16 protein-coding genes and 1 pseudogene are annotated in these 21,046 nt (G+C 75.9%); 6 read left to right on the top strand and 11 right to left on the bottom strand.

Annotation, left to right across the window (positions count from 1 at the left end; genetic code table 11):
- Positions 1-244: 244 nt before the first annotated feature.
- Entirely contained in the window at positions 245-829 is a 585-nt protein-coding gene (locus ACH4B3_RS08280) for a TIGR03086 family metal-binding protein (RefSeq protein WP_398461947.1), read from the bottom strand.
- Positions 830-1,271: 442 nt separating this feature from the next.
- Between ACH4B3_RS08280 and ACH4B3_RS08275 the strand changes: the two genes are divergently transcribed.
- A complete protein-coding gene (locus ACH4B3_RS08275; RefSeq protein WP_398461946.1) occupies positions 1,272-1,649 on the top strand; it encodes a DUF2795 domain-containing protein in 378 nt (125 codons plus the stop codon).
- 103 nt (positions 1,650-1,752) lie between these two features.
- On the opposite strand, the gene ACH4B3_RS08270 is transcribed toward ACH4B3_RS08275, so the two are convergent.
- The gene (locus ACH4B3_RS08270; protein WP_398461945.1) at positions 1,753-3,054 is read right to left on the bottom strand and encodes a sulfite oxidase; all 1,302 of its coding nucleotides are present in this window, start codon (positions 3,052-3,054) and stop codon (positions 1,753-1,755) included.
- 406 nt (positions 3,055-3,460) lie between these two features.
- Between ACH4B3_RS08270 and ACH4B3_RS08265 the strand changes: the two are divergent.
- Both ACH4B3_RS08265 and ACH4B3_RS08260 read left to right on the top strand, forming a co-directional pair.
- Positions 3,461-4,264, top strand: a pseudogene (locus tag ACH4B3_RS08265) (class I SAM-dependent methyltransferase); the annotation flags it as partial.
- 258 nt (positions 4,265-4,522) lie between these two features.
- A complete protein-coding gene (locus ACH4B3_RS08260) occupies positions 4,523-4,873 on the top strand; it encodes a VOC family protein (protein WP_398461944.1) in 351 nt (116 codons plus the stop codon).
- Between the two features lie 30 nt (positions 4,874-4,903).
- On the opposite strand, the gene ACH4B3_RS08255 is transcribed toward ACH4B3_RS08260, so the two are convergent.
- The 4 genes from ACH4B3_RS08255 to ACH4B3_RS08240 all read right to left on the bottom strand — a co-directional run bounded on the left by ACH4B3_RS08255 (position 4,904) and on the right by ACH4B3_RS08240 (position 7,829).
- The gene (locus ACH4B3_RS08255; RefSeq protein WP_398461943.1) at positions 4,904-5,896 is read right to left on the bottom strand and encodes an MBL fold metallo-hydrolase; all 993 of its coding nucleotides are present in this window, start codon (positions 5,894-5,896) and stop codon (positions 4,904-4,906) included.
- Between the two features lie 70 nt (positions 5,897-5,966).
- Positions 5,967-6,566, bottom strand: coding sequence for a GNAT family N-acetyltransferase (locus ACH4B3_RS08250; protein ID WP_398461942.1), 600 nt, complete (start codon positions 6,564-6,566; stop codon positions 5,967-5,969).
- Between the two features lie 176 nt (positions 6,567-6,742).
- On the bottom strand, positions 6,743-6,994 hold the full coding sequence (locus ACH4B3_RS08245) for a lipopolysaccharide assembly protein LapA domain-containing protein (RefSeq protein ID WP_398461941.1): 252 nt from the start codon (positions 6,992-6,994) through the stop codon (positions 6,743-6,745).
- A gap of 115 nt (positions 6,995-7,109) precedes the next feature.
- Entirely contained in the window at positions 7,110-7,829 is a 720-nt protein-coding gene (locus ACH4B3_RS08240) for a 4'-phosphopantetheinyl transferase family protein (protein ID WP_398461940.1), read from the bottom strand.
- Positions 7,830-8,304: 475 nt separating this feature from the next.
- On the opposite strand from ACH4B3_RS08240, the gene ACH4B3_RS08235 reads away from it, so the two are divergent.
- Positions 8,305-9,585 (top strand): MFS transporter, encoded by a 1,281-nt coding sequence (locus tag ACH4B3_RS08235; RefSeq protein WP_398461939.1) that lies wholly within the window; start codon positions 8,305-8,307, stop codon positions 9,583-9,585.
- Between the two features lie 216 nt (positions 9,586-9,801).
- Here the strand turns inward: ACH4B3_RS08235 and ACH4B3_RS08230 are convergent, their stop codons facing one another.
- The 3 genes from ACH4B3_RS08230 to ACH4B3_RS08220 are packed head-to-tail and all read right to left on the bottom strand — an operon-like array spanning position 9,802 to position 14,020.
- Positions 9,802-11,856: a S9 family peptidase gene (locus tag ACH4B3_RS08230; protein ID WP_398461938.1), complete on the bottom strand. Its 2,055-nt coding sequence runs from the start codon at positions 11,854-11,856 to the stop codon at positions 9,802-9,804.
- Positions 11,857-11,859: 3 nt separating this feature from the next.
- Positions 11,860-13,194, bottom strand: coding sequence for a M20/M25/M40 family metallo-hydrolase (locus ACH4B3_RS08225; protein ID WP_398461937.1), 1,335 nt, complete (start codon positions 13,192-13,194; stop codon positions 11,860-11,862).
- Positions 13,187-14,020 (bottom strand): M55 family metallopeptidase, encoded by an 834-nt coding sequence (locus ACH4B3_RS08220; RefSeq protein ID WP_398461936.1) that lies wholly within the window; start codon positions 14,018-14,020, stop codon positions 13,187-13,189. Before ACH4B3_RS08220 ends, ACH4B3_RS08225 begins: the two co-directional genes overlap by 8 nt.
- A gap of 1,182 nt (positions 14,021-15,202) precedes the next feature.
- Between ACH4B3_RS08220 and ACH4B3_RS08215 the strand changes: the two genes are divergently transcribed.
- Positions 15,203-16,279, top strand: coding sequence for a helix-turn-helix domain-containing protein (locus tag ACH4B3_RS08215; protein ID WP_398461935.1), 1,077 nt, complete (start codon positions 15,203-15,205; stop codon positions 16,277-16,279).
- Positions 16,280-16,545: 266 nt separating this feature from the next.
- On the opposite strand, the gene ACH4B3_RS08210 is transcribed toward ACH4B3_RS08215, so the two are convergent.
- Together ACH4B3_RS08210 and ACH4B3_RS08205 are read right to left on the bottom strand one after the other, a co-directional pair.
- Positions 16,546-19,176 carry an MFS transporter gene (locus ACH4B3_RS08210; RefSeq protein ID WP_398462322.1) on the bottom strand — a complete coding sequence of 877 codons (2,631 nt, stop codon included), beginning with the start codon at positions 19,174-19,176 and terminating at the stop codon, positions 16,546-16,548.
- Positions 19,177-19,385: 209 nt separating this feature from the next.
- Complete coding sequence (locus ACH4B3_RS08205) at positions 19,386-19,829, bottom strand: SRPBCC family protein (protein WP_398461934.1); 444 nt, start codon at positions 19,827-19,829, stop codon at positions 19,386-19,388.
- A gap of 150 nt (positions 19,830-19,979) precedes the next feature.
- Here ACH4B3_RS08205 and ACH4B3_RS08200 point away from each other — a divergent pair, with 150 nt between their 5' ends.
- Positions 19,980-21,014 carry an Rv2578c family radical SAM protein gene (locus ACH4B3_RS08200; RefSeq protein WP_398461933.1) on the top strand — a complete coding sequence of 345 codons (1,035 nt, stop codon included), beginning with the start codon at positions 19,980-19,982 and terminating at the stop codon, positions 21,012-21,014.
- Positions 21,015-21,046 lie beyond the last annotated feature (32 nt).

Below are 21,046 nucleotides of genomic sequence, written 5' to 3'. Positions count from 1 at the left end.
CCGGCCCGGCCCGGCGGGGGCACCCGTGCGCACATGCCGGTGGCTTCGCGGCGGCGGGTCGCGGTCTCCGGGCACGCGGCGCACGGATGCCCCCGCCGGCACGGGCGCCGTCTCGGGACGGCCGACGCACGAGAGCGCCGTCACGGGCGTCGTCGTCTCGGGACGCACGACACACGGACGCGTCGTGCCGCGAAACGCGGGGGCCGGACGCCGAGCCGGCGGGGCGGGGACGGAGCGGGCCCGGTCAGGCCCGGCGGCCCAGCAGGGCGAGGAGTGCGGTCTGGGCGTCCGCGCCGGGCGGCGGCTCCACCGGCGCGGCGAACAGTCCGGTCTGCGCCAGGTCCCCGGCGTACGGGGTGACCTCACGGGCCGTGAAGGCCAGCAGCTCGTCGGGGATCCGCTCGTCGGCACCGACGGCCCGTGCCAGGTCCCAGCCGTGCACCACCGCGTCCGCGGTCATCTGCGAGCAGTAGTCCTCCGCCGAGGTGTCCCCGTACGACAGCCCCACGGTCCGGTCCAGGGCGCCCGGGGCGGCGAACGCCTCCCGGGCCGCCGCGGCGGCCCGGTCCCAGGCGGCCACCGGGTCCTCGCCGAGCACGTCCCCGTCGAAGGCGTCGCCCAGGTCCTCGGTGGTCCGGCCGTCCTGGACGAGCGGCGGCACCCAGAGCTGTTCGACGGTCAGGTGGTTCACCAGGTCCCGGACGGACCACTCGGTGCACGGGGTCGGCGCGTCCCACTGATCCGGACGGGCGGCGTGCACGCGGTCGGAGAAGAGGTCCAGGGCCTGGCCGTACCGGGTCAGCGTCTCCTGCGCGGTGCGGTCAGCCATGTCCCCATTGTCCCCGCGCCGGCGGAGCGGTGCGACACGACGGCCGCCCCGGGGCCGGCCGCCCGGCCGGCCCGAGCCACCCGCCTTCCGCGCGGCGTCGCCACGCGACCAGGGACGACTGCACCCCAGGGCCGCGGGCGACGGCCCGCCGGGACCGCGGCGCCCCCGCGGCGGGGCCGGGCCGGCGCCCGGGGTACGGCGGGGCGGCGGCACGCGGCCGGGGCGGGGACGCCGGGGCGGCCGCGGGGCCTGGGCGGGGACGCCGTGCGTCCCGGTCCGGCCGGGTTCGTGTGGCCGCGTGCCGAGCGGGTACCCGGCCCCCACGCAGAGGCCACCCGCGAACCCGCGTACCCCGCGAACCCCCGCGAACGGCGCCGTTCGCGGAGGAGGCGGGGACGCCGGCCGCGGCACGGAGTCTTCGAAGAGGTACCAGGAGGACGGTATGCAGCGAGGCAGTGACCGGCTGAGCCCACGCCGGGACGAGGAGATGAAGCACGAACTGGACGGTCTGCTGCGGTCCGGGCACCCCACCCGGGCGGAGGAGTGGCACGACCCGGAGCCCTCGGCGGACGACGACCCGCGGCCGGGAGTCGGTCCGGCCACCCGGCCGGGCACCAGCGGCGGCTACGAGGCGATGCGCTTCGAACTCGCCCGCCATCTGGGGCGCACCCCGTTCCCGGCCAAGCGGGCGGCGCTGCTGCGCACCCTCCACGACCGGCACGCGCCGGACCCGGTGATCGAGATGGTGGCGGCGCTGTCGTCCGACCACACGTACCGCACCGTCGAGGACGTGGCCTCCGAGATCGGCGGACGCCGCTGAGCGGACCACGGGCCCACCGCCCGGCCCCGGGGCCCGTCAGGGCGGCTCCCGGGGGATGGTGCGGGGCCCGCCGGTCCGGCGTCCGGCGGGCCCCGCACCGCCCTCAGACCACTTCGACCGGGTGGCGCACCACCGCGTCGAAGAGGTAGCCCTGGGTGTTGTACACCGAGCGCTCCGGCTGGGTGTTGCCCGCCTCGTCGGTCGCGCGGGCCAGCAGTGTGGCGGCTCCGGTGCGGTACGGCCGCCAGTCGGCCGTCCAGCGGACCCAGTCGCCGGCGCGGGGCCGGTCCGCCAACCGTGCGGGCCGCCAGTGCGCGCCGTCGTCGAAGCTGACCTCGACCCGCCGGACCGGGCCGGCACCGGACCAGGCACGGCCGGAGAGCCGGTGGGTGCGGCCGGCGGCGAACCGCTCCCCGAAGGCGCACTCGAAGGCGCTGCGCACGGCCGCCCGGGTGACCGGTGCGCCGCCCGGCGGAAGCGTGGGGCCGAACAGCCGGTACAGCCGGGTGTTCCACGGCGAGTACAGCGGTTCGGCGGACACCTCGATGTCCCCCACCCACTTGATGGAGGAGACCCCGTTCCAGGACGGGACCAGCACCCGCACCGGGTGGCCGTGGTCGTACGGCAGGGGTTCGCCGTTCATCTCGTAGGCGAGGATCACGTCCCGCAGCGCCTTGGCGACCGGCAGCGGGCGGCGGACCCGGCCCAGGTTGGTGCCCTCGCTGAGGTAGTCGTCGTCCAGGCCGCGCGGCATCACGTCGACCGCTCGTTCGAGCAGCCCGGCCCGGCGCAGCACGGTGGCCAGCGGCACCCCGCGCCAGCGGGCCGAGCCGATCGCGCCCAGCGTCCAGGGGGTGCCGCCGACCTGCTCCCCCTGCTGGGTGGCGAAGAAGCTGCGGCCGTTCCCCGCGCACTCCACGAAGGCGGCGCGGGTGACCGCGGGCAGGGCGCGCAGTTCGTCGTAGGTCAGCTCGACCGCCCGGTCGAGGCCGGGGGCACCCCGCAGACCGCTGCCCCACAGCCGGAGCCGCCAGCCGGCGGCGTCCAGTCGCGGGGTGGCGCCGTGGTTGCGCACGAAGAAGCGGTCGACCGGGGTGTGCCGTCCGGTGCCGCGCAGCGCGCTCCATCTGGTCTCGGCGTTGGTGTCGCGGACCGTGAACAGCTCCGCGGGCAGCGGTTTGGCGATCCCCGGTGCCGCCCCCGGCCCGGCGGGCGCGGCTGCGGCGGAGGCGGCCGCCGCCGGGCCGGCGGTCGGCAAGGCGGCGGCCAGCGGTGCGGCGGCCAGCAGTCCCAGCAGGTCACGGCGGGTGAACCCGTCGGCCCTGGCGGTACCGGCGAGCCACTGGCGCAGCCGGACGCGGTCGTAGGCGGATTCGTCCGGAGCGGCCGGAGACGAGGAGGTCATGGGTCTCTCCCGGTGGAGGGGGTGGTGGGCGGGCCGCGAGCCGGCCCAGGCGCGCTCGAAGCCCCGGCGCGGGGCCGGTGAGGTGGCGCGCCCGCGCGGAGGGGCGGGGTGGGTGGTGCGGCTCGGCGCTGGGAGGCACGCGGGGGCGCGCGGAGCGGCGCGGGCGCGGCAGGGTGCGTCAGTGGCAGGAGCGGCGGCGACGGCCGGCGGCTATGCGGGGCACGTCGGCGCGGAGCCCGGTGGCGGGACCACGAGTGATCACACGCGGAGGGTAGCGGCAGGGCTGACGCCGCGTCACCTCGCCACCCAGGGCGCCCACATCATGAGACCCCACTCTCAGGATTCGAGATTCCGGCGTAGCGTGGCGGTACGACGATCACCGGTCGCTCGAAGGAGGAGAACCGTCATGTCCAAGGACACCGCCGTCTACACCCACGGCCACCACGAGTCGGTGCTGCGCTCGCACACCTGGCGCACCGCCGCCAACTCCGCCGGCTATCTCCTGGACGAGCTGCGGCCGGGGATGTCGCTGCTGGACATCGGCTGCGGTCCCGGCACCATCACCGCCGACCTGGCCCGGCTGGTGGCCCCCGGCCGGGTGACGGCGGTGGACACCGCGGCCCCGGTGCTGGCACAGGCCCGCGCCCTGGCCGAGGAACGCGGGCTGCCCGGCATCCGGTTCGCCGTCGCGGACGTCCACGAACTGCACTTCCCCGACGACTCGTTCGACGTGGTCCACGCCCACCAGGTGCTCCAGCACGTGGGCGATCCGGTCCTGGCGCTGAGCGAGATGCGCCGGGTCTGCCGGCCGGGCGGAGTGGTCGCGGCCCGCGACTCCGACTACGCGGCGATGACCTGGTACCCGGCCGTGCCGGGGCTGACGGAGTGGCAGGAGCTGTACCGGCGGGTGGCACGGGCCGGCGGCGGTGAGCCCGACGCGGGGCGGCGGCTGGTGTCCTGGGCCCGCCGGGCCGGCTTCACCGACATCACCGCCGGTGCCGGCACCTGGTGTTACAGCACCGCCGAGGAGCGGGCCTGGTGGAGCGGGCTGTGGGCGGACCGCACGGTGGCGTCCCGCTACGCCCGGCTCGCGGTGGACGGCGGACACGCCACCGAGCGGGACCTGCGGCGGATCGCCGACGCCTGGCGGGAGTGGGGCGCCCGGGAGGACGCCTGGTTCGCGGTGCTGCACGGTGAGATCCGGTGCCGGACGACCGGTCCGGCGTCCGCCGGGGACGCCGAGGACGCCGGGGGCACAGGGGACGCCGGGGACGCCGGGGGCACTGGGAAGGCCGGGCCGGCCGCGGAGACCGGGCAGGCCGGGCAGGCCGCGGGGAGCGCGGAGACCCCGGAGGGCGCCGGCACCGGGGAGGGCCCGGACGCCGGGGGCGGCGCCGGACGGTGACCGGCCGGCCCGGAGCCGGCGACCCGCCGGTCCCGCCCGGTCCCACCAACTAGGCTCGTCCGTATGGACATTCTGGGGACCTCACTGCGGGTCTGTGTCGACGACCTGGACAAGGCGATCACCGTCTACGAACGGCTGACCGGGACCGAGGCACTCCGCTTCCAGCGCGGCGGTGTCTCGGTCGCGGCGGTCGGCTGCTTCTTCCTGATGAGCGGCCCGGAGGCGGAGTTGTCGATCCTCCGGAAGATCACCGCGACGATCGCGGTGCGGGACGTGGACGAGGCGGTCTCCGACCTGACGGCGGTGGGCGCGGAGATCATCGCCGGCCCGCTGCCCACGCCCATTGGCCGCAACCTGGTGGCCCGGCACCCCGACGGCTCGGTGTTCGAGTACGTCGACCGCCGGGCCGGCTGAGCCGCGGCCGGCCCGGCGCCACCGGCGGGGTCAGGACCAGTGGTAGGTGGTCCGGTAGTCCGGCAGCACGATCCGGGAATCGGGAGCGGCCTGCCGCAACTGCCCGACGAACCGGTCCACGTCGACCGTGGGGTCCGGCCGCACCGGCTCGTCCAGCGGCGTCTCGAAGTTGTCCCAGTGCACCGGGACGACCGTCGGGGGCCGGCCGAGGGCGGCCATGAGCCGCGGCGCGTACCGGTGGGTGGCCGTGGTGGACGGGGTCGCGACCATGGCGATGTCCGGGCGCGCCCCGTCCACCTCGCGCGCCGCGAAGTCGCTGGCGCCCATGAGGAACACCGACGGACCCCCGTCGAGCGTCACCTGGAAGGCCAGGGTGTCGCCCTCGGGGAGGTCGGCGATGGTCCGGGGCCGGCCGGGCGGGGCGACCAGCGTGCCGGGGCTGAAGTAGGAGCGCGCGCCGTTGCGGCTGTGCCGGCTGGCGAACACCTCCACCACGAAGCCGTCGAACCGCAGCACTTCGCCGCCCTTGACCACGATCAGCCCGCCGGTGTCCACCCCGAACGCGCGCAGCAGGTGGTAGGTGGTCTCGGTGCCGATGACCGGCGCTCCGGTCGAACGGGCGATGTACGGGACGTCGTTGAGGTGGTCCCAGTGGCTGTGGCTGACCATCACCAGCTTCGGCGCGGTCCCGCCGAGGTGGGTGTCGACGAGGCGCTCGTCGACCCGCAGCCGGGTCGCGGCGTCGAACCGCCCGGTGAACAGACCGGTCGGGAAACGGGTGATGTACGGGTCGAACAGCAGGGTGCGGTCGCCGGAGCCGATCCGCCAGCCCGCCGTGCCGAGCCAGCGGAACTCGGCGGCAGCCCCGCCGCCGGCCCGGGGCCGCTGCCGCTCCTCGGGCGCGGAAGCCTCCGCGGAGCGGCCCAGCACGGTGGCTCCGGCCGCTCCCGCCAGGATGCCGCCCGCGGCGCCGGCCAGCGCGGAACGCCGGCTGAAACCCTGTCGCTTGGTGAACCTGATCATGTACCCAGCACAGCAGCCGTCGCCGCCCGCCGTCCAAGACCGGTATTCCACCGGGGCGATAGTCGAATGCCTATGACGCGCCGAATGCCTGATGCGACTCCGGGTGCCACCCGCGGTCACTCTCCGGACGGCCGGTGCCGCCGGCCGGCCCGTCCGCGGCCGGCAGCATCTCCGCGGTGATCGCCCACCGCTGGTGGTCGCGCCAGGCGCCGTCGATGAAGAGGAAGTCGGGCGAGAAGCCCTCCAGCCGGAAGCCGTGCCGCCGGACCAGCCCGACCGACGCCTCGTTGCCGGGCTGGATGTTGGCCTCCAGCCGGTGCAGCCCCAGCGGCCCGAACGCATACCGCAGGACCAGCCCGAAGCCGTCGGACATATGGCCCTGACCGGCGTAGGGCCGGTACGCGCCGTAGCCGACGGCGCCGCACTGGAAGCCGTGCCGGACGATGTTGTTGATGTTGACGAAACCGGCGATCGCCCCGGTGCCGGGCACACACACCACGAAGCCCGCGCGGTCCGGCCGCTCCAGCAGCGCCAGATGACTCTCGAAGGCCTCCTCGGTCAGCGGCGGGAAGAGCCACGGCCGGTGCAGCTCCACGCTGTCCCGGGCCCGCCGGATCAGCTCCGCGCCGTCCCGGCGCTCGACCCGGCGGATGGCCGCCCGGGGCGCCACCGCCAGATACGGAGAGGGGGGTGGGGAGGGGGACGAAGATGGCGAGGGGGACGCGGGATCGGCCATCTGATCATCGTACGATCGCGGCGGCCTGCGGCACCGGGTGCTCCGGCCCCGGGTCCGGTGTCCGGACGGACCGGCGGCCCGGGGCGAGGGCGGTCGCGCCCTGCCCCCGCTCAGCGGCGGCGCCCGAACAGGAACGCCCCGCACAGCACCCCGATCAGCCCGACCGCCAGCAGCGCGAGCCACAGCGGCATGGTGACCTCGGGCACGAGCAGCCGGATCTCGACCTCCCGGGTGTTCTCGAAGATGAAGACGAGCGCGAGGACGCCGATCACCAGGATGGCGATCCTGGCCGGCGTCAGCTGTTCGCGCACTCCGCCCTGGGGGCGCCGGTCACCGCCGGCCTTCACTGTTCTGGGGCTCATCGCTGGACCCTCCGTGGGAGCCGGGAGCGGCGGCCGGGCCGGGGCGCGGCCGCCGCTGCCTCCTGGGTCCAGGATCATCGGCCCGGCGGGCCGTGCATCCCCAGGCCGACCCCGGCTACTCCGTACGGGTGACGCCAAGGACGGCGTACGCCGCCGCGTACCCGGTCCGCACGTGGTCCAGCGGCACATCGGCCATCGTCCACCCGCCGACCGGCACCGGCTGCGTCCCGGTGCCCACGTAGTCGAGCGCGGGGTCGCGCGACAGGCCCGTCCCCAGACCCTTGAGGTACGCCTCCTTACGGGTCCAGCAGCGGGCGAAGGCGGCCGGCCGGTCCGCCTCCGCCAGCCCCGCCAGCTCGGCGCGCTCCCGCGGGTGGAGGCTCCCGGAGACCTGGGCCACCACCCGGGGCTCCTGCACCCGCTCCACGTCCGCGCCGATCGGGGCGGACGCGAAGGCGAACAGCACCAGGTCGCCCGCGTGGGACATGTTGAAGTGGAGCGGGGCGCCGGGAACCGCGGGCCGGCCGTGCGGCTCCTGGCAGCCGGGGCACGGCTCACGGATGAACGGCACCGCCGCGGCCTCCAGGCCCAGATAGGCGCCGAGCAGCACCCGCAGCCCGGCGTGGGCCGCCCGGTACCGCTGCTGGTCCTCCGCCCGGACGAACGCGGCGGCCCGTTCCCGCTCGGACGCGTCGAGCACCTTGTCCAGCGTGTCGGCCTCCGGGCCCGTGGTGTACTCCGAGACGCTCAGCACCCAGGCGTGCGGCTGCCCCGGCCCCCCCTCGGTGACGGCTGCGGGCAGTCGGTCACGCCCCAGCACCCTGACATCGGTCATCGGTTGTTCTCCCCCAGTGCGTCGCATGCGGCAAGTACCGGACGATCACGCTACCGCCGTCCGGTGCCGGCCGGGTGGCGGGCCCGTCATCTGCCGCCGTCCGGCGGCCGGTTCACCGGCCGGTCGCCTATCGGTCGCCAGTCGGTTCGCCGGTCGGGCGCCTATCGGGCGCCAGTCGGTTCGTGGGTCGGTTCGCCGATCGGTTCGCGGGGCGGTTCGCCGATCGGATCGCGGGGCGGTTCGCCGGTCGGTCGCCAGCCGGTTCGCGGTCGGTTCGCCGATCGGTCGCCAGCCGGTTCGCGGTCGGTTCGCCGATCGGTCGCCGGTCCGCGCGATCGGCGCGCCGGTCACCGCCGTGGCCGCCGGGCGGGCCGGGACGCCGGCCCGGAAGCCGACGATTAAGCGGAGGGCTACATCGATTGGCAGCGGGCCGCCGGTGCCCTGGACTTCCCTCCATGACTTCCCCCTCTCCCGCGTGTCCGGCGGGCCCCTGGGCGGCCGGATGAGCCGCCGGTTGGTCCTGCTGCTGGCCGTCACCTGTGCCGTGGCGGTCGGCAACCTCTACTTCCCGCAGGCGCTCGGGCCGCTCATCGCCTCCGGGCTGGACGTCTCGCCGGAGGCGGCCACCCTGGTGGTGACCGCGACCCAGATCGGCTACACGGCCGGCATGGTGCTGCTGGTGCCGCTCGGCGACCGGTTCCGGCACCGCACGCTCCTGGTCGTCCTGCTCACCCTCACCGGCCTGGCCCTGCTCGGCGCGGGCTGCGCCCCGGCACTGCCGCCGCTGGTCGCCGCCGGCGCCCTGGTCGGGCTGACCACGGTGGCCGCGCAGATCATCGGCCCACTGGTGGCGGGCCTGGTGGCGCCGGACCGCCGGGGCGCGGTGCTCGGCACCCTGCTGAGCGGATCCACCGGCGGCATGCTGCTGGCCCGCACCTTCAGCGGAACGCTGGGCGAGTGGCTGGGCTGGCGGGCCCCCTACCTGGTGGCCGCGGTGGTGTCGCTGACCCTCGCGGCGGTGCTGGCGTACGCGGTGCCGGTCACCAGCCCGTCCGCGTCCGCCGCCCGCCACAGCTACCCCGCGCTCCTCGCCGAGCCACTGCGGCTGCTGCGCGCGGAGCCGGAACTGCGCCGCTCCTGTCTCTACCAGGCCACCGCCTTCGCGGGCTTCTCGGCCGTGTGGACCAGCCTGTCGCTGCTGCTCACCGGCCCGGCCTACGGTCTGGGCGCCCAGGCCGTCGGGCTGCTCGCCCTGGTCGGCGGGGCCACGATGCTCTGCACACCGCTCGCCGGACGCCTGGTGGACCGGCACGGACCCGGTCCGGTGAACCTGATCTCCCTGCTCGCGGTGCTGGCTTCGGCGGCGGTGCTGGTGGCCGGCGCCGGGGGCGGTCCGGCGGGCCTGGCCGCCCTGACCGTGGGCACCCTGCTGCTGGACATCGCCATGCAGTCCGGCATGGTCGCCAACCAGACCCGGGTCTACGCCCTGCGCCCGGACGCCCGCTCCAGACTCAACACGGCCTATATGACCTGCTCCTACCTGGGCGGCACCGCCGGCTCCTGGCTCGGCGTCCGCGCCCACACCGCGTTCGGCTGGCCCGCCGTCTGCGCGGTGCTCGCCTTGCTCGCGGCGGTCGCCCTGGTCCGTCACCTGGTCCCGCGGCGCGGCGCCGCGCCGCCTGCGCCGGCCGGCGGCCCCGGCACACCGGCCCGGCCGCGGGCCGGGACGCCGCACGCCCGCGGCGCCGGCCGGTAGCGGCACCCGCCGGTACCGGAGCACCGCCGGGCGGGTGCCCCGGCCGGCCGCGGCTCCCGCCCCCGGGCCGCGGCGGCCCGCCGGACCGGGACGCCCGGGGCAGACGGCGCCGGGGCGGCCGGGACGGACCGGCGCGAGCCGGGACCGGCAACCCGGGCCGAGGGGCCCGGGACGGACCGGCGCTGCCGGGACGGGCGGCCGGGCCGGGGCGGCCGGTCAGGTGGTGAGCCGCAACTCCGGGACATCGGCCCGGGCCAGCCCGAAGGTCTGGACGTACAGCGAGAGTTCCGCCTCCAGGGCGCGCACCATGGTCTCCGCCCGGCGGAAGCCGTGGCCCTCGCCGGCGAAGGTGAGGTAGGCGTGGCGGATGCCCCGTCCGGCGATCGCGGACAGGAACCGCTCGCACTGCACGGGCGGGCAGACCGGGTCGTCCAGGCCCTGGAGCAGCAGGAACGGGGCGGTGATCCGGTCGGCGCGATGCACCGGAGCGCGGTCGCGGTACCGCTCGGGCACCTCCGAGATCGGCCCGATGAGGCTCTCCAGGTACCGGGACTCGAAGTCGTGGGTGCCGTCCACCGCCCAGCCGGTCAGGTCCAGGACCGGGTAGCTGACCGTCCCGCAGGCGTACAGCGTGGTGGAGGTCAGCGAAGCGGCGCTGGTCCAGCCGCCGGCGCTGCCGCCGCGGATGGCCAGCCGGGACCGGTCCGCGCTGCCCTCGTCGGCCAGCGCCTCGGCCACCGCGGCGCAGTCCTCCACGTCCACCACGCCCCAGTTCTCCCGGAGCCGCTCGCGGTAGGCGCGGCCGTAGCCGGTGGAGCCGCCGTAGTTGACCTCGGCCACCCCGATGCCCCGGGTGGTGAAGTAGGCGATCTCCAGGTCCAGGACGAGCGGGGAACGGGCGGTGGGTCCGCCGTGGGCCCACACCACGAAGGGCGGCGCCTCACCCTCCGGCGCGGCGTGGTCGGGGTTGTGCGGCGGATGGATGTGGGCGTGGACGTCGCGGCCGTCCACGCCCTTGAAGACCCGGGCCTGGGGCCTGGAGTAATAGGCGGGGTCGACGACGTCACGGTGCTCGGCGCCGATGACCCGGGCCCGGCCGGTACAGGTGTCCAGCTCCACGACCTCGTAGTCGCTGTGCGGGCTCGCCGCGATGCCGATCACCCGGGTGCCCTGGGCGGCCAGCATCGGCTCCCACTCCGTCCACCGGCCGGGAACGTCGACCAGTTCGCCGCTGTCCGGGTCGAGTATGCCCAGGCGGGTACCGCCCAGTCCGTGCAGGACGGCGATCAGTCCGCTCTCCAGCGGCAGGAACCAGCGCTGCCCGGTACGCCACAGCGGCCCGCCGAACTCTTCCGGGCGAGGGCAGAGCGCGGTGCTGGGCACGGCCCCGTCGGCGGTGCGCGGCTCGGCGCCGGGATCGGCGCGGCGCAGGTTCCACCACCCGGTGGTGTCCGAGACGAACAGCAGCGTGCCGTCCACCGCCCAGGCCACCTGGGCCACCGACTCCCCGTCCCGGCCGGTGCCGCCCGCCGGGGCCGCGGCCGGGCTCGCCGGGCCCGGGTCCCCGGCCAGGCGCCGGGCGCCGGTGAAGACGCCGCCCGGGCCCACGTCGGCGAGCATCACCGCGGTGCCGTCCCAGGGCATCCGCGGGTGGTCCCAGGCGATCCAGGCCGCCCGTCGCCCGTCGGGGGAGAGCTCCGGCCCGGTCACGAACCGGTGCGCGCCGTCGGAGAGTTCGCGCACCGCGGCGCGGTCCTCGGCGGCCGAACCGTCCAGCGGCACGGCCACGATCACCCGCCGCAGGTCGGTGGCGGACTCACCGGTGAACTCCTCCAGCACGCACCACACCTCGCCGCGCCCGAGGTGGAGCCGCGGGTCCACCCAGCGCAGTCCGCCGCCCACCGGGGACACCGGGGTCAGCGGACGGGGCCCCGCCCCGCTGTCCGGCTGGTAGGCGTACATCCGCTGGTCGGCGAAGTGCACGAAGACGATCAGCGGACCGCCGGCGGCCCGCGCGACGCCCGCCCACGGGGCCCCGCCGTACTCCATCACCCTGCTGCGCACGTTCCACGGGGCGGGCAGCGCGGACTCCTCGGTGCCGTCGGCCCGCCGCCGCACCAGGGTGCGCCGGCCGCCCTCGTCCGGCCGGGGCGCGGTCCACCACACCTCCTCGCCCACGACGCCCACGAACTCCGGCCGGCCGTCGTGGGACGCGGCCAGCGCGGCGTCGATCGGTGAACTCCAGGTCCCGTACGGGGCCGTGGACACCATCTCTCATGCCTCCTGCAAGAAGTGATCGAGAACCCGGACGCCGAAGTGCAGCGCCTCGATGGGGACCCGCTCGTCCACGCCGTGGAAGAGCGCCTGGTAGTCGAAGCCCTCGGGGAGCTTCAGCGGCGAGAACCCGTACCCGAGGATGCCCAGCCGGGAGAACTGCTTGGCGTCCGTGCCGCCGGACATGCAGTACGGCACGACGTGGCCGTCGGGGTCGAAGTACTCCACGGCGGCGCGCATCGCCGCGAAGGCCGGGGAGTCCACCGGGGCCTGGAGGGCGACCTCCCGGTGGTGGAAGTCCCAGTCCACGTCGGGGCCGGTGAGCCGGTCCAGGGTGTGCCGGAACTCCTCCTCGCCGCCGGGCACCGTGCGGCCGTCCACGTACGCCGTCGCGCTGCCGGGAATGACGTTGACCTTGTACCCGGCCTCCAGCACCGTGGGGTTGGCGCTGTTGCGCACGGTCGGCTCGACCAGCGCGGCCGCCCGCCCGAGTTTGCCCAGCAGCTCGTCGACGTCGAAGCCGGGTGCGTCCAGGTCGGGCTCGATGCCCTGGAGCGCGGAGAGTTCGAGCAGGGCGGCCCGGACGGTCGGGGTGAGCCGGGCCGGCCACCGGTACTCGCCGATGCGCGCCACCGCCGACGCCAGCCGGCTGACCGCGTTGGCGTGGTTGACCTTGGAGCCGTGGCCGGCGGTGCCGCGTGCGGTGAGCCTCAGCCAGGCGGTGCCGCGCTCACCGGCGGCGATCGGGTAGATCCGGCGGCCCGGCCCGGCGTGGAAGGTGAAGGCGCCGGACTCGCTGATGCCTTCGGTGCAGCCCTCGAAGAACGCGGCGTGCCGGTCGGTGAGGAAGCCGGACCCGACGGCGGCGCTGTCCTCCTCGTCCGCGGTGAAGGCGAGCACGATGTCCCGCCGGGGCCGTACCCCGGCGCGCGCCCAGGCGCGGACCACGGCGAGGATCATCGCGTCCATGTTCTTCATGTCGATCGCGCCGCGGCCCCACACCACGCCGTCCCGGATCTCCCCGGAGAAGGGGTGCACGGTCCAGTCGGCGGGCTCGGCGGGCACCACGTCCAGATGACCGTGGACCAGCAGGGCCCCCGCACCCGGGTCGCTGCCCGCGAGCCGCGCCACCACGTTGGTGCGCCCCGGCTCGCACTCCAGCAGGGTCGGGGCGATGTCCGCCTCGCTGAGCTTCTCCGCGACGTACTCGGCGGCCGGCCGCTCCCGGCAGTCCCCGCCGCCCCGGTTGGTGGTGTCGATGCGGATGAGTTCGGAGGTGAACCGCACCACCTCGTCCAGTGCCTGCGCGTCGATCGCGTCGTACCGGTCAGCCATAGCTCTCCTCCACCGCCGCCGACACGACGGTGGTGACCGCCTTGAAGCAGCGGATGCCCTCGTACATGGTCGGTGAGGTGTACGCCACCCGCCGCTCCCCGCTGCGGTCCACGCCCGGCACGACGGTCGCCGCCCCGGCCAGGTGCTCGGCGTCGAACTCCAGCTCCACCGTGAACGGCCCGCCGCGCACCGGCTCGTACCGCCCCGCGAGCGCCACCGCTTCCTTGGCGGCGGCCCGGATGTCGGCCGCGGTCCGGGCCGGGGTCCGGCACACCGCGGCGTACCGCGACACATGGTCCTTCACCGCGACCCGGCGGGCCCTGGGGGCGTACCCCTCGGCGTCCCGGCAGGTCAGGTCGTCGCCGGTGACCAGCACCACCGGCACCCCGTACTCGGCGACCACCAGCGCGTTCAGCAGTCCCTCGCTCGCCCGGACGCCGTCGACCCAGACCCCGGTGATGGAGTTGGCGAGGTAGGTGTGGGCCAGCACCCCCTCGGCGCCCGCGCCGGTGTGGTAGCCGACGAACGCGATGCCGTCCACGTCGCCGTGCTGCACGCCCTCCACCATGCTCAGGCTCTTGTGCCGGCCGGTCAGCATGTGGGCCCGCTCGTCCAGTTCCTCCAGCAGCAGGTTCCGCATGGTCCAGTGCGCCTCGTTGACGAGCACCTCGTCGGCGCCCCCGTCGAAGAACCCGGCGATCGCCGCGCTCACGTCGGAGGTGAAGAACCTGCGGCAGCGCTCCCACTGCGGGGTGCCCGGCAACACGTCGGCGGGCCAGGTGACCCCGGTGGCGCCCTCCATGTCGGCGCTGATGAGAAGCTTCACGCGGCACCAGTCCTGTCGCGGGGGAGACGGTGGGCACCCGTCACCCCGCCCGGGGGACCGGTGACAGCTGCGGCACCAGTCTTACCGGGCACGGGGGCGGCCCCGGGCCCTCTGCCTTCCGACACGCGGATCTTCATGCCTCATCACGTTACGCGTCGCCGAACAGCCGGGCCAGGCCCTGTGGACAACCGCCCCCGACCGGCCGACCCGGGCGCCTCACCAGCGTCTTCGCGGCGCGGAAGGCACTCGCGCCACGCCCGGCGGCGGGCCGCCGCGCACCCGGTCGGCCGCCGCCGCCCGGCGGGCGCTCCGGGGCCAGGCCGCCCCGGCACCCGGCGGACGCCACCACCGCACCCGGCGGAGGGGAAGCCGGGCCCGGCGGACGCCACCGCACCCGGTGGAGGCCAGTGCATCCGGCGGAGGCCACCGCACCCGGCGAGGCGGCGGCACCCGGTGGAGGCCGCCGGGCCGGGACCCGGTGGAGGCCGCCGGGCCGGGCGGTGCGGGCCGGTGCGTCGCGGTTCCGCGAGAGCGCGCCCGGCGGGCCGCGGAAGCGGGAGGTGGCGCGCCCACCCGCCGGAGGGCTCCCCGGGCGCCCCTCCGTGGGCCTCCCGGCGGGATATACAGAGAGCGGGAATTCTGTTGAAAACCCGGGCCCGCCGGAGGCTTGTCGGCGGCGGGCCCGGCAGGAGAGGGTCATGCCCGCGGCGCTTCCACCCCCCGCGCCGCCGGGCCCTTCAGGGCACACCGCGGCCGTCCGGGGCCGGTCCAGGCCTTCGCGCGCATCCGTCCGCTCGGCGCCACCGGCACCGCCGGCCGCGGCCCGGGGCGGCCCGCGAGTCACCGGCCGCGCCGCCGTCGGCCCGCGCCGGATCACCGAGCCGGCACGCCTCGCACCGCCGCCGCACCGCGGGCGCCCCGCTCCCCGACCCGCCCGTGGCCGCCCCGCCCGGTGCCGGGTCCCCGCCGCCGTTCCCGACCGCCGTACGGCCCCGGCAGCCCGGCCGCCGCGGTCACCGGTCCTGACCGCTCCACCCGGCGACCGGGCCGGCCGGCGCCCCGGGCACGGAGCGGCCGGCACCCGGGAGCCACGGCCGGCACCCGGTCGCGCCCGGCCCATACCCCCGGCCGGTCCGTCCCTCGTACACTCCGGCTCCACATCCGCCGTCATCTGGAGGTGCCATGCCGCGACCCGCCGACGAGCAGGGCGCGCCGGCTCCGCCGTCCGGGGCCGCGCGGCGCGGCGTCCGGAGACTTCCCGCCGCCGGAGTGCCGGTCCCGGCCGGCCCCTTGGGACGGACCGGCCCGCCGCCCGCTCCCGGCGGCGCCGAGCGCGGGACCGGGCCGTCCGGTCCGGCGGCCGCGCCGGCCTTCGCGGCCGTGCTCCGGGAGGCGCTGCGGTTGCGCGGGCTGCCCCTGCAGCGGGTGTGCGACCGGCTGGCCGCCCGCGGGCTCCAGGTCAGCGCGGCCACCCTCAGCCACTGGCAGCGCGGTCGCAGCCTGCCCGAACGCCCGCAGTCGCTGCGCGCGGTGCGGGAGTTGGAGGACATCCTGGACGTTCCGCCGGATCACCTGGTGCGGCTCCTGCAGCCGCAGCGCCCGCGGGGCAGGGCCCGGACCGGCGCGGTGGACCTGGCGGCCTCCCGGCAGGTCTTCCCGCCGGGCTCGCTGGAGGAGCGTGCGCTGGGCGCCGCGTTCGCCCACTTCAACCGGGACATCAGTCCGCTGAGCATCCACGAGACGGTGTGGCTGGGTCCGGACCGCTGCATCCGGCGGTACTCGGTCACCCAGGTGCTGCGCGCGGTCGGCGACGGCCCGGACCGGCTGACGCTCGTGTACGCGGTGGACAACGACATCTCACCGGCGACGGACTTCACCGTGCACAGCGGCGCCCTCGGGCCGGTGCGGTTCGCCGAGTCGCTGCGCTGCGTCGTCGCCGACGTCCTGCTGGGGCGGCGGCTGGCCCGCGGTGAGACCGCGGTGATCCGCTACGACCTGCGGATCCCGTCGGGTCCGCTGCACAGCACGCACCACGAGCGCCGGCTGCGGACGAACCTGCGCGAGTACCTGCTACAGGTCTGCTTCGACGCCGCGGCCGTGCCGGTGAGCTGCCACAAGTACTACCGCCGCCGGACCGACACCGAGCGGGAACAGGTAGCCCGGGTGGTGATCGACCCGTCCCACACCACTCATCTGTTCCCCGGCAAGTGCCCGGCCGGGGTGCACGGCATCTTCTGGGAGTGGCCTGCGGAGCCGTGACCGGCGGCGGGCCGGCTCCGCGCGCCGGGCCGCCGGCCGGCGGGGACCCGGGCGGGAACGGGCGCCCGGCCCCCGGCGACGGCGGCGGGTGCCCCGGCGGTGACGGCACGGGTCCTCCCGGCCGGCTGCCGGGGCCGGCCGGCAGGCTTTCGGCGGGGCGGCCCGCCGGGGGCGCGCCGGAGCCGGCCGGCGCGGTGCCGCCGGCGCGCCGGCAAGCGCGGGCGCGGGGCGGCACCGGTCCCGGCCGCCGCCGCGCCCGCGCCGGATCAGTGGTCCTCGTGGCCCAGTTGCAGGTCGCGCTCGGTGCGGCCGCCGCCCGCGACCTGGAGGACGGTGGCCACCGGCGGGTAACCCGCGGCGATCACGGTGTACTCCCCCGCGGACAGGTCGATGAAGCGGAACGCGCCGTCCGGGCCGGTGGTCACGGTGTCGACCACGTTGCCCGCGGCGTCCAGCAGGGTGACCCGGGCGTCCTCGACGAGCCGGCCGCCGCCGGCCCGTACCACCCCGCGCAGCACCGCGCCGCCGGCCAGCTCGATGTCCTGCCGGGTCTCCCGGGCGGCCTGCACGGTCACCGGCAGCGCGGCGGGCCGGAAGGCGGGGGCGCTGGAGGCCAGGGTGTACTCCCCCGCCACCAGCTCGGTGATGACGTAGCCGCCCTCCCGGCCGCTGCGGGTGGAGGCGACCACCTCGCCGCGCACGTCGGTGAGGGTCACCATGGCGTCCCGGACCGGGGTGCCGTCGGCGGTGCACACCGTGCCGGCCAGCCGGCCGGCACCGCCGAGCACCACGTCGAGTTCCACCGGCCGTTCGCCGACGGTCACCGTGACGGCCTGCGGCTGGTGGCCGCCGGCGGAGGCGATCAGCACGTAGGAGCCGGCGCCTGGGGTGCTCAGCGCGTAGCGCCCGTCGTCACCGGTGGCGCCGCGTCCGATCTGCCGGCCGGCCACGTCGATGAGGGTGAGGGCGGCCCGGGGCACGGTGGTGCCGTCGGGGTGGGCCACGGTGCCGCACACCGGGATGCCCGCGGCGACGGGGGCGCTCGGCGCGGCCGTGGGCGGGGCGACGCCGTTGACCCGGGCGTTCGGCACGGTCTGGTCGGCGGGGGTGGTGGCGTGGTCGGCGGGGGACACCAAAGGAGTCTCCTTGAGGAGGAAGGCGAGCAGGAAGCCCAGGACGAGCACCGGCACGAGGTAGAGGAAGATGCGCGGCATGGCGTCGGAGTACGCGGCGATGTAGCCGTCGCGCACGGCGGCGGGCAGCGCGTGCACCATTTCGGGGGTGATCGAGTCGGGGTCGGGGAGCTGCCCGTCGGCGGGCAGCTCCTTCGCCAGCCGGGCGGCGAGCCGGTCGGCGAGGAGGGTGCCGAAGACCGCGGCGCCGAGGCTGCCGCCGATCTGCCGGAAGTAGTTGTTGGCGCTGGTGGCCGCGCCCAGGTCGGCGGGGTCGGCGGAGTTCTGCACGGCGAGCACCAGCACCGGCATCACCAGTCCGACGCCCAGGCCGAGCACGCCCATCCACAGGCTGTACTCCAGGCGCGAGGTGTCCTGGTCCATCAGCGACAGCAGCCACATGCCGGCGGCGGAGAGCGCGCAGCCGGCGATCGGGTAGACGCGGTAGCGGCCGGTGCGGCTGATCAGCGCGCCGGAGACGACGGACGCGAGCACCAGCCCGCCCATCATCGGGACCATCAGCAGGCCGGACTCGGTGGCGCTGGCGCCGTCCACCATCTGCAGGAAGGTCGGCAGGTAGCTGGCGGCGCCGAACAGCGCGACGCCCAGCACCGCACCGATCAGCGAGGTGAGGTTGAAGATCGACCCGCGGAACAGCCGCAGCGGGACGAGAGGTTCGGGCACCAGGCGTTCGACCACCACGAACAGCACCACGGACGCGGCGGCGCCGGCCGCCAGCCAGAGGATGACCGGTGAGCCCCAGGCGTACTCGGTGCCGCCCCAACTGGTCAGCAGCACCAGGCAGGTGGAGGCGACGGCGAGGAGCACCGAGCCGGGCACGTCGAACCGGGGCCGGGCGGTGGGCTTGGGCAGGTCGAGGACGGCGAGCACCACGGCGAGGGTGACCAGCCCGAACGGGATGTTGATGTAGAAGCACCAGCGCCAGGAGGCGTGGTCGGTGAAGAAGCCGCCGAGCAGCGGCCCGGCGACCGAGGCGAGCCCGAAGGCGGCGCTGATCAGGCCCATGTAGTGGCCGCGGCGGCGGGGCGGCACGATGTCCGCCATGATCGCCTGGACGCCGATCATCAGGCCGCCGCCGCCCACCCCCTGGATGGCCCGGCCGATGATCATCTGGTCCATGGTGCCGGCCCAGCCGGCGACCGCCGAGCCGATGATGAAGACGACGATCGCGAAGACGAAGACGCCCTTGCGGCCGAGCAGGTCACCGGCCTTGCCGTAGATCGGCAGGACCACGGTGGAGGAGAGCAGGTAGGAGGTGACCGCCCAGGACATGGTCTCCATGCCGTGCAGGTCGCCGACGATCTCGGGGAGCGCGGTCGCCACGATGGTCTGGTCGAGCGCCGCCAGCAGCAGCGTCAGCATCAGGCCGAAGAAGACCATCCGGACGCGCGCCGGGGAGAGCGGGACCGGTGCCCCGCCGTCCGCGGCGGTCTCGGTGGCCGGGCGGCCGGCCTCGGCCGCGGCGCCGGCTCCCGGAGTGGCGGCCGGTCCGGGGGGTCCGTCCGGCCCGCCGCCGGCGGCGGGTCCCGCGGCGGGGGTGTCCGCCTCCGGCCCGGGCGCCACCGGTGCCGGTCCGCCGGCGGCCCCCGGCCGCTCCTGGACGCGGGTGGCGCCGGGAGCGGCGGCCGGGGCGGCGCCGGCGGCCGTCCCGGTGCCGGACGCGGCCGGAGTCTGTGGACCCTCGTCGTCCCTGAGCAAGGTGATGCCACCCACGTACCTCTCCCCTCGTCGCGCCTGCGCCGCCGCCCATTTCTCGCATTACGCGACAACCACGGGCAACTTCGATCAGGTGCGGCAATTCACTGGAGAGAGGGACGTAACTCCCCCTTTCTCCCGGTCGGAGTGGTCGCGGCGGGCAACCCGACCGCACCGCAAACCACTCGAACCGGTGATGGGCGGTCCACCCCGTCCGGCTACTTCTTCAGCTCGGCCTCGAGCTTGTCGAGCACGGCGTCGTAGATGCGGGCGAGCCCCTTGGGCGCGAAGGTCCGCTCGAAGAACCCGCCGATGCCGCTCGCGCCGGTCCAGGTGCTGGCGACGGTCACCCGGGACCGGCCCTCACCGGCCGGGGTGACGGTCCAGGTGGTGACCATGGTGGAGTTGCGGTCCTTCTCCACGAGCCGGCCGTCGCTCGGCTCGGTCACCTCCAGCAGGCAGTCGCGGACCCGCTTGCTGGTGGCCTGGAGGCGCCAGTGCACCAGCGTGCCCTCGCCGTCGCCGCCCTCCCGGACCTCGTACTCGCTGAACTGCTCGGGCAGCAGCTTGGCGCGCGTACCGCGGTAGTCGGCGAGGGCGTCGAACACGTCCTCCGGCTTGCCGCTGACGACCCGTTCCGTGGTGGCCTCGACCTGCCCCATGGCTCTTCCTCCTGGATGTTGCGCTACGGCGACCCTCGCCCGCCGATCACCCAATCATCCGCCGCGGTGCCGCCAAAATCGGGGCCGGTGCCCCCGTGGGCGAACACATGTTCTATTCTCGAACGAGGACGGTCGACGGAGGTGAGCGCGATGCGCTGGGACAACCTGGCCCACGACGACGGAGCGGCCGCCGCGCCCGCGCTCTTCGGCGCGGAGACGGTCACCACCCGCACCTTCGACACCCCCGAGTTCCGCGGCATCACCTTCCACGAGATCCGGGCCCGGTCGATCGTCAACCGGGTGCCGGGCGCCTCGCGGATGCCGTTCGAATGGACGGTCAACCCCTACCGCGGCTGCACCCACGCCTGTGTCTACTGCTTCGCCCGGAAGACCCACAGCTACCTCGACCTGGACACCGGCCTGGGCTTCGACTCCCAGATCGTGGTGAAGACCAACGCGCCCGAGCTGCTCCGCCGCGAGCTGGCCTCCCGGCGCTGGCGCGGCGAGCACATCGCGATGGGCACCAACGTGGACTGCTACCAGCGGGCCGAGGGCCGGTACCGGCTGATGCCCGGCATCCTGACCGCGCTGGCCGAGCGGGCCAACCCGTTCTCCATCCTCACCAAGGGCACCCTGATCCTGCGCGACCTGGAGCTGCTGCGGGCGGCGGCGGAGGTCACCGACATCGGGGTCTCGGTGTCGGTCGGCTTCACCGACCGGGAGCTGTGGCGCACCGTGGAACCGGGCACCCCCTCCCCCGAACGGCGGCTGGAGGTGGTGCGCACCCTGGCCGCGCACGGCATCCCGTGCACCGTGCTGATGGCCCCGGTGATCCCCTTCCTCGGGGACACGCCCGGTCAGCTGCGCGCCACCGTGCGGGCGGTGGCGGCGGCCGGGGCGGTCTCGGTGACCCCGCTGGTGCTGCATCTGCGGCCCGGTGCCCGGGAGTGGTTCACGGCCTGGCTGACCCGGCACCATCCGGGGCTGGTGCGCCGCTACCAGGCGCTGTACGGGGACGGCGCCTACGCCCCGAAGTGGTACCAGCGGCGGATCACCCGGCAGGTGCACGAACTCGCCGCCGAGTACGGCATCGGGCCGGCCGGCACGGGTGCGGCCCGCCGCGCCGTACGGCCCGCGGCCGCCCCCGACGTCCCGCCGCCGCCCACCCAGCTGAGGCTGCTGTGAGGACCGCGGGATCCCGGGCCGGCCCGCCGGAG

It is taken from the genome of Streptomyces sp. NPDC018031 (assembly GCF_044327625.1).
In the GTDB taxonomy this organism is placed as follows: Bacteria; Actinomycetota; Actinomycetes; order Streptomycetales; family Streptomycetaceae; genus Streptomyces.
Note: the sequence above shows the minus strand (reverse complement) of the source record. Positions and strands in the feature narration are given on the sequence as shown.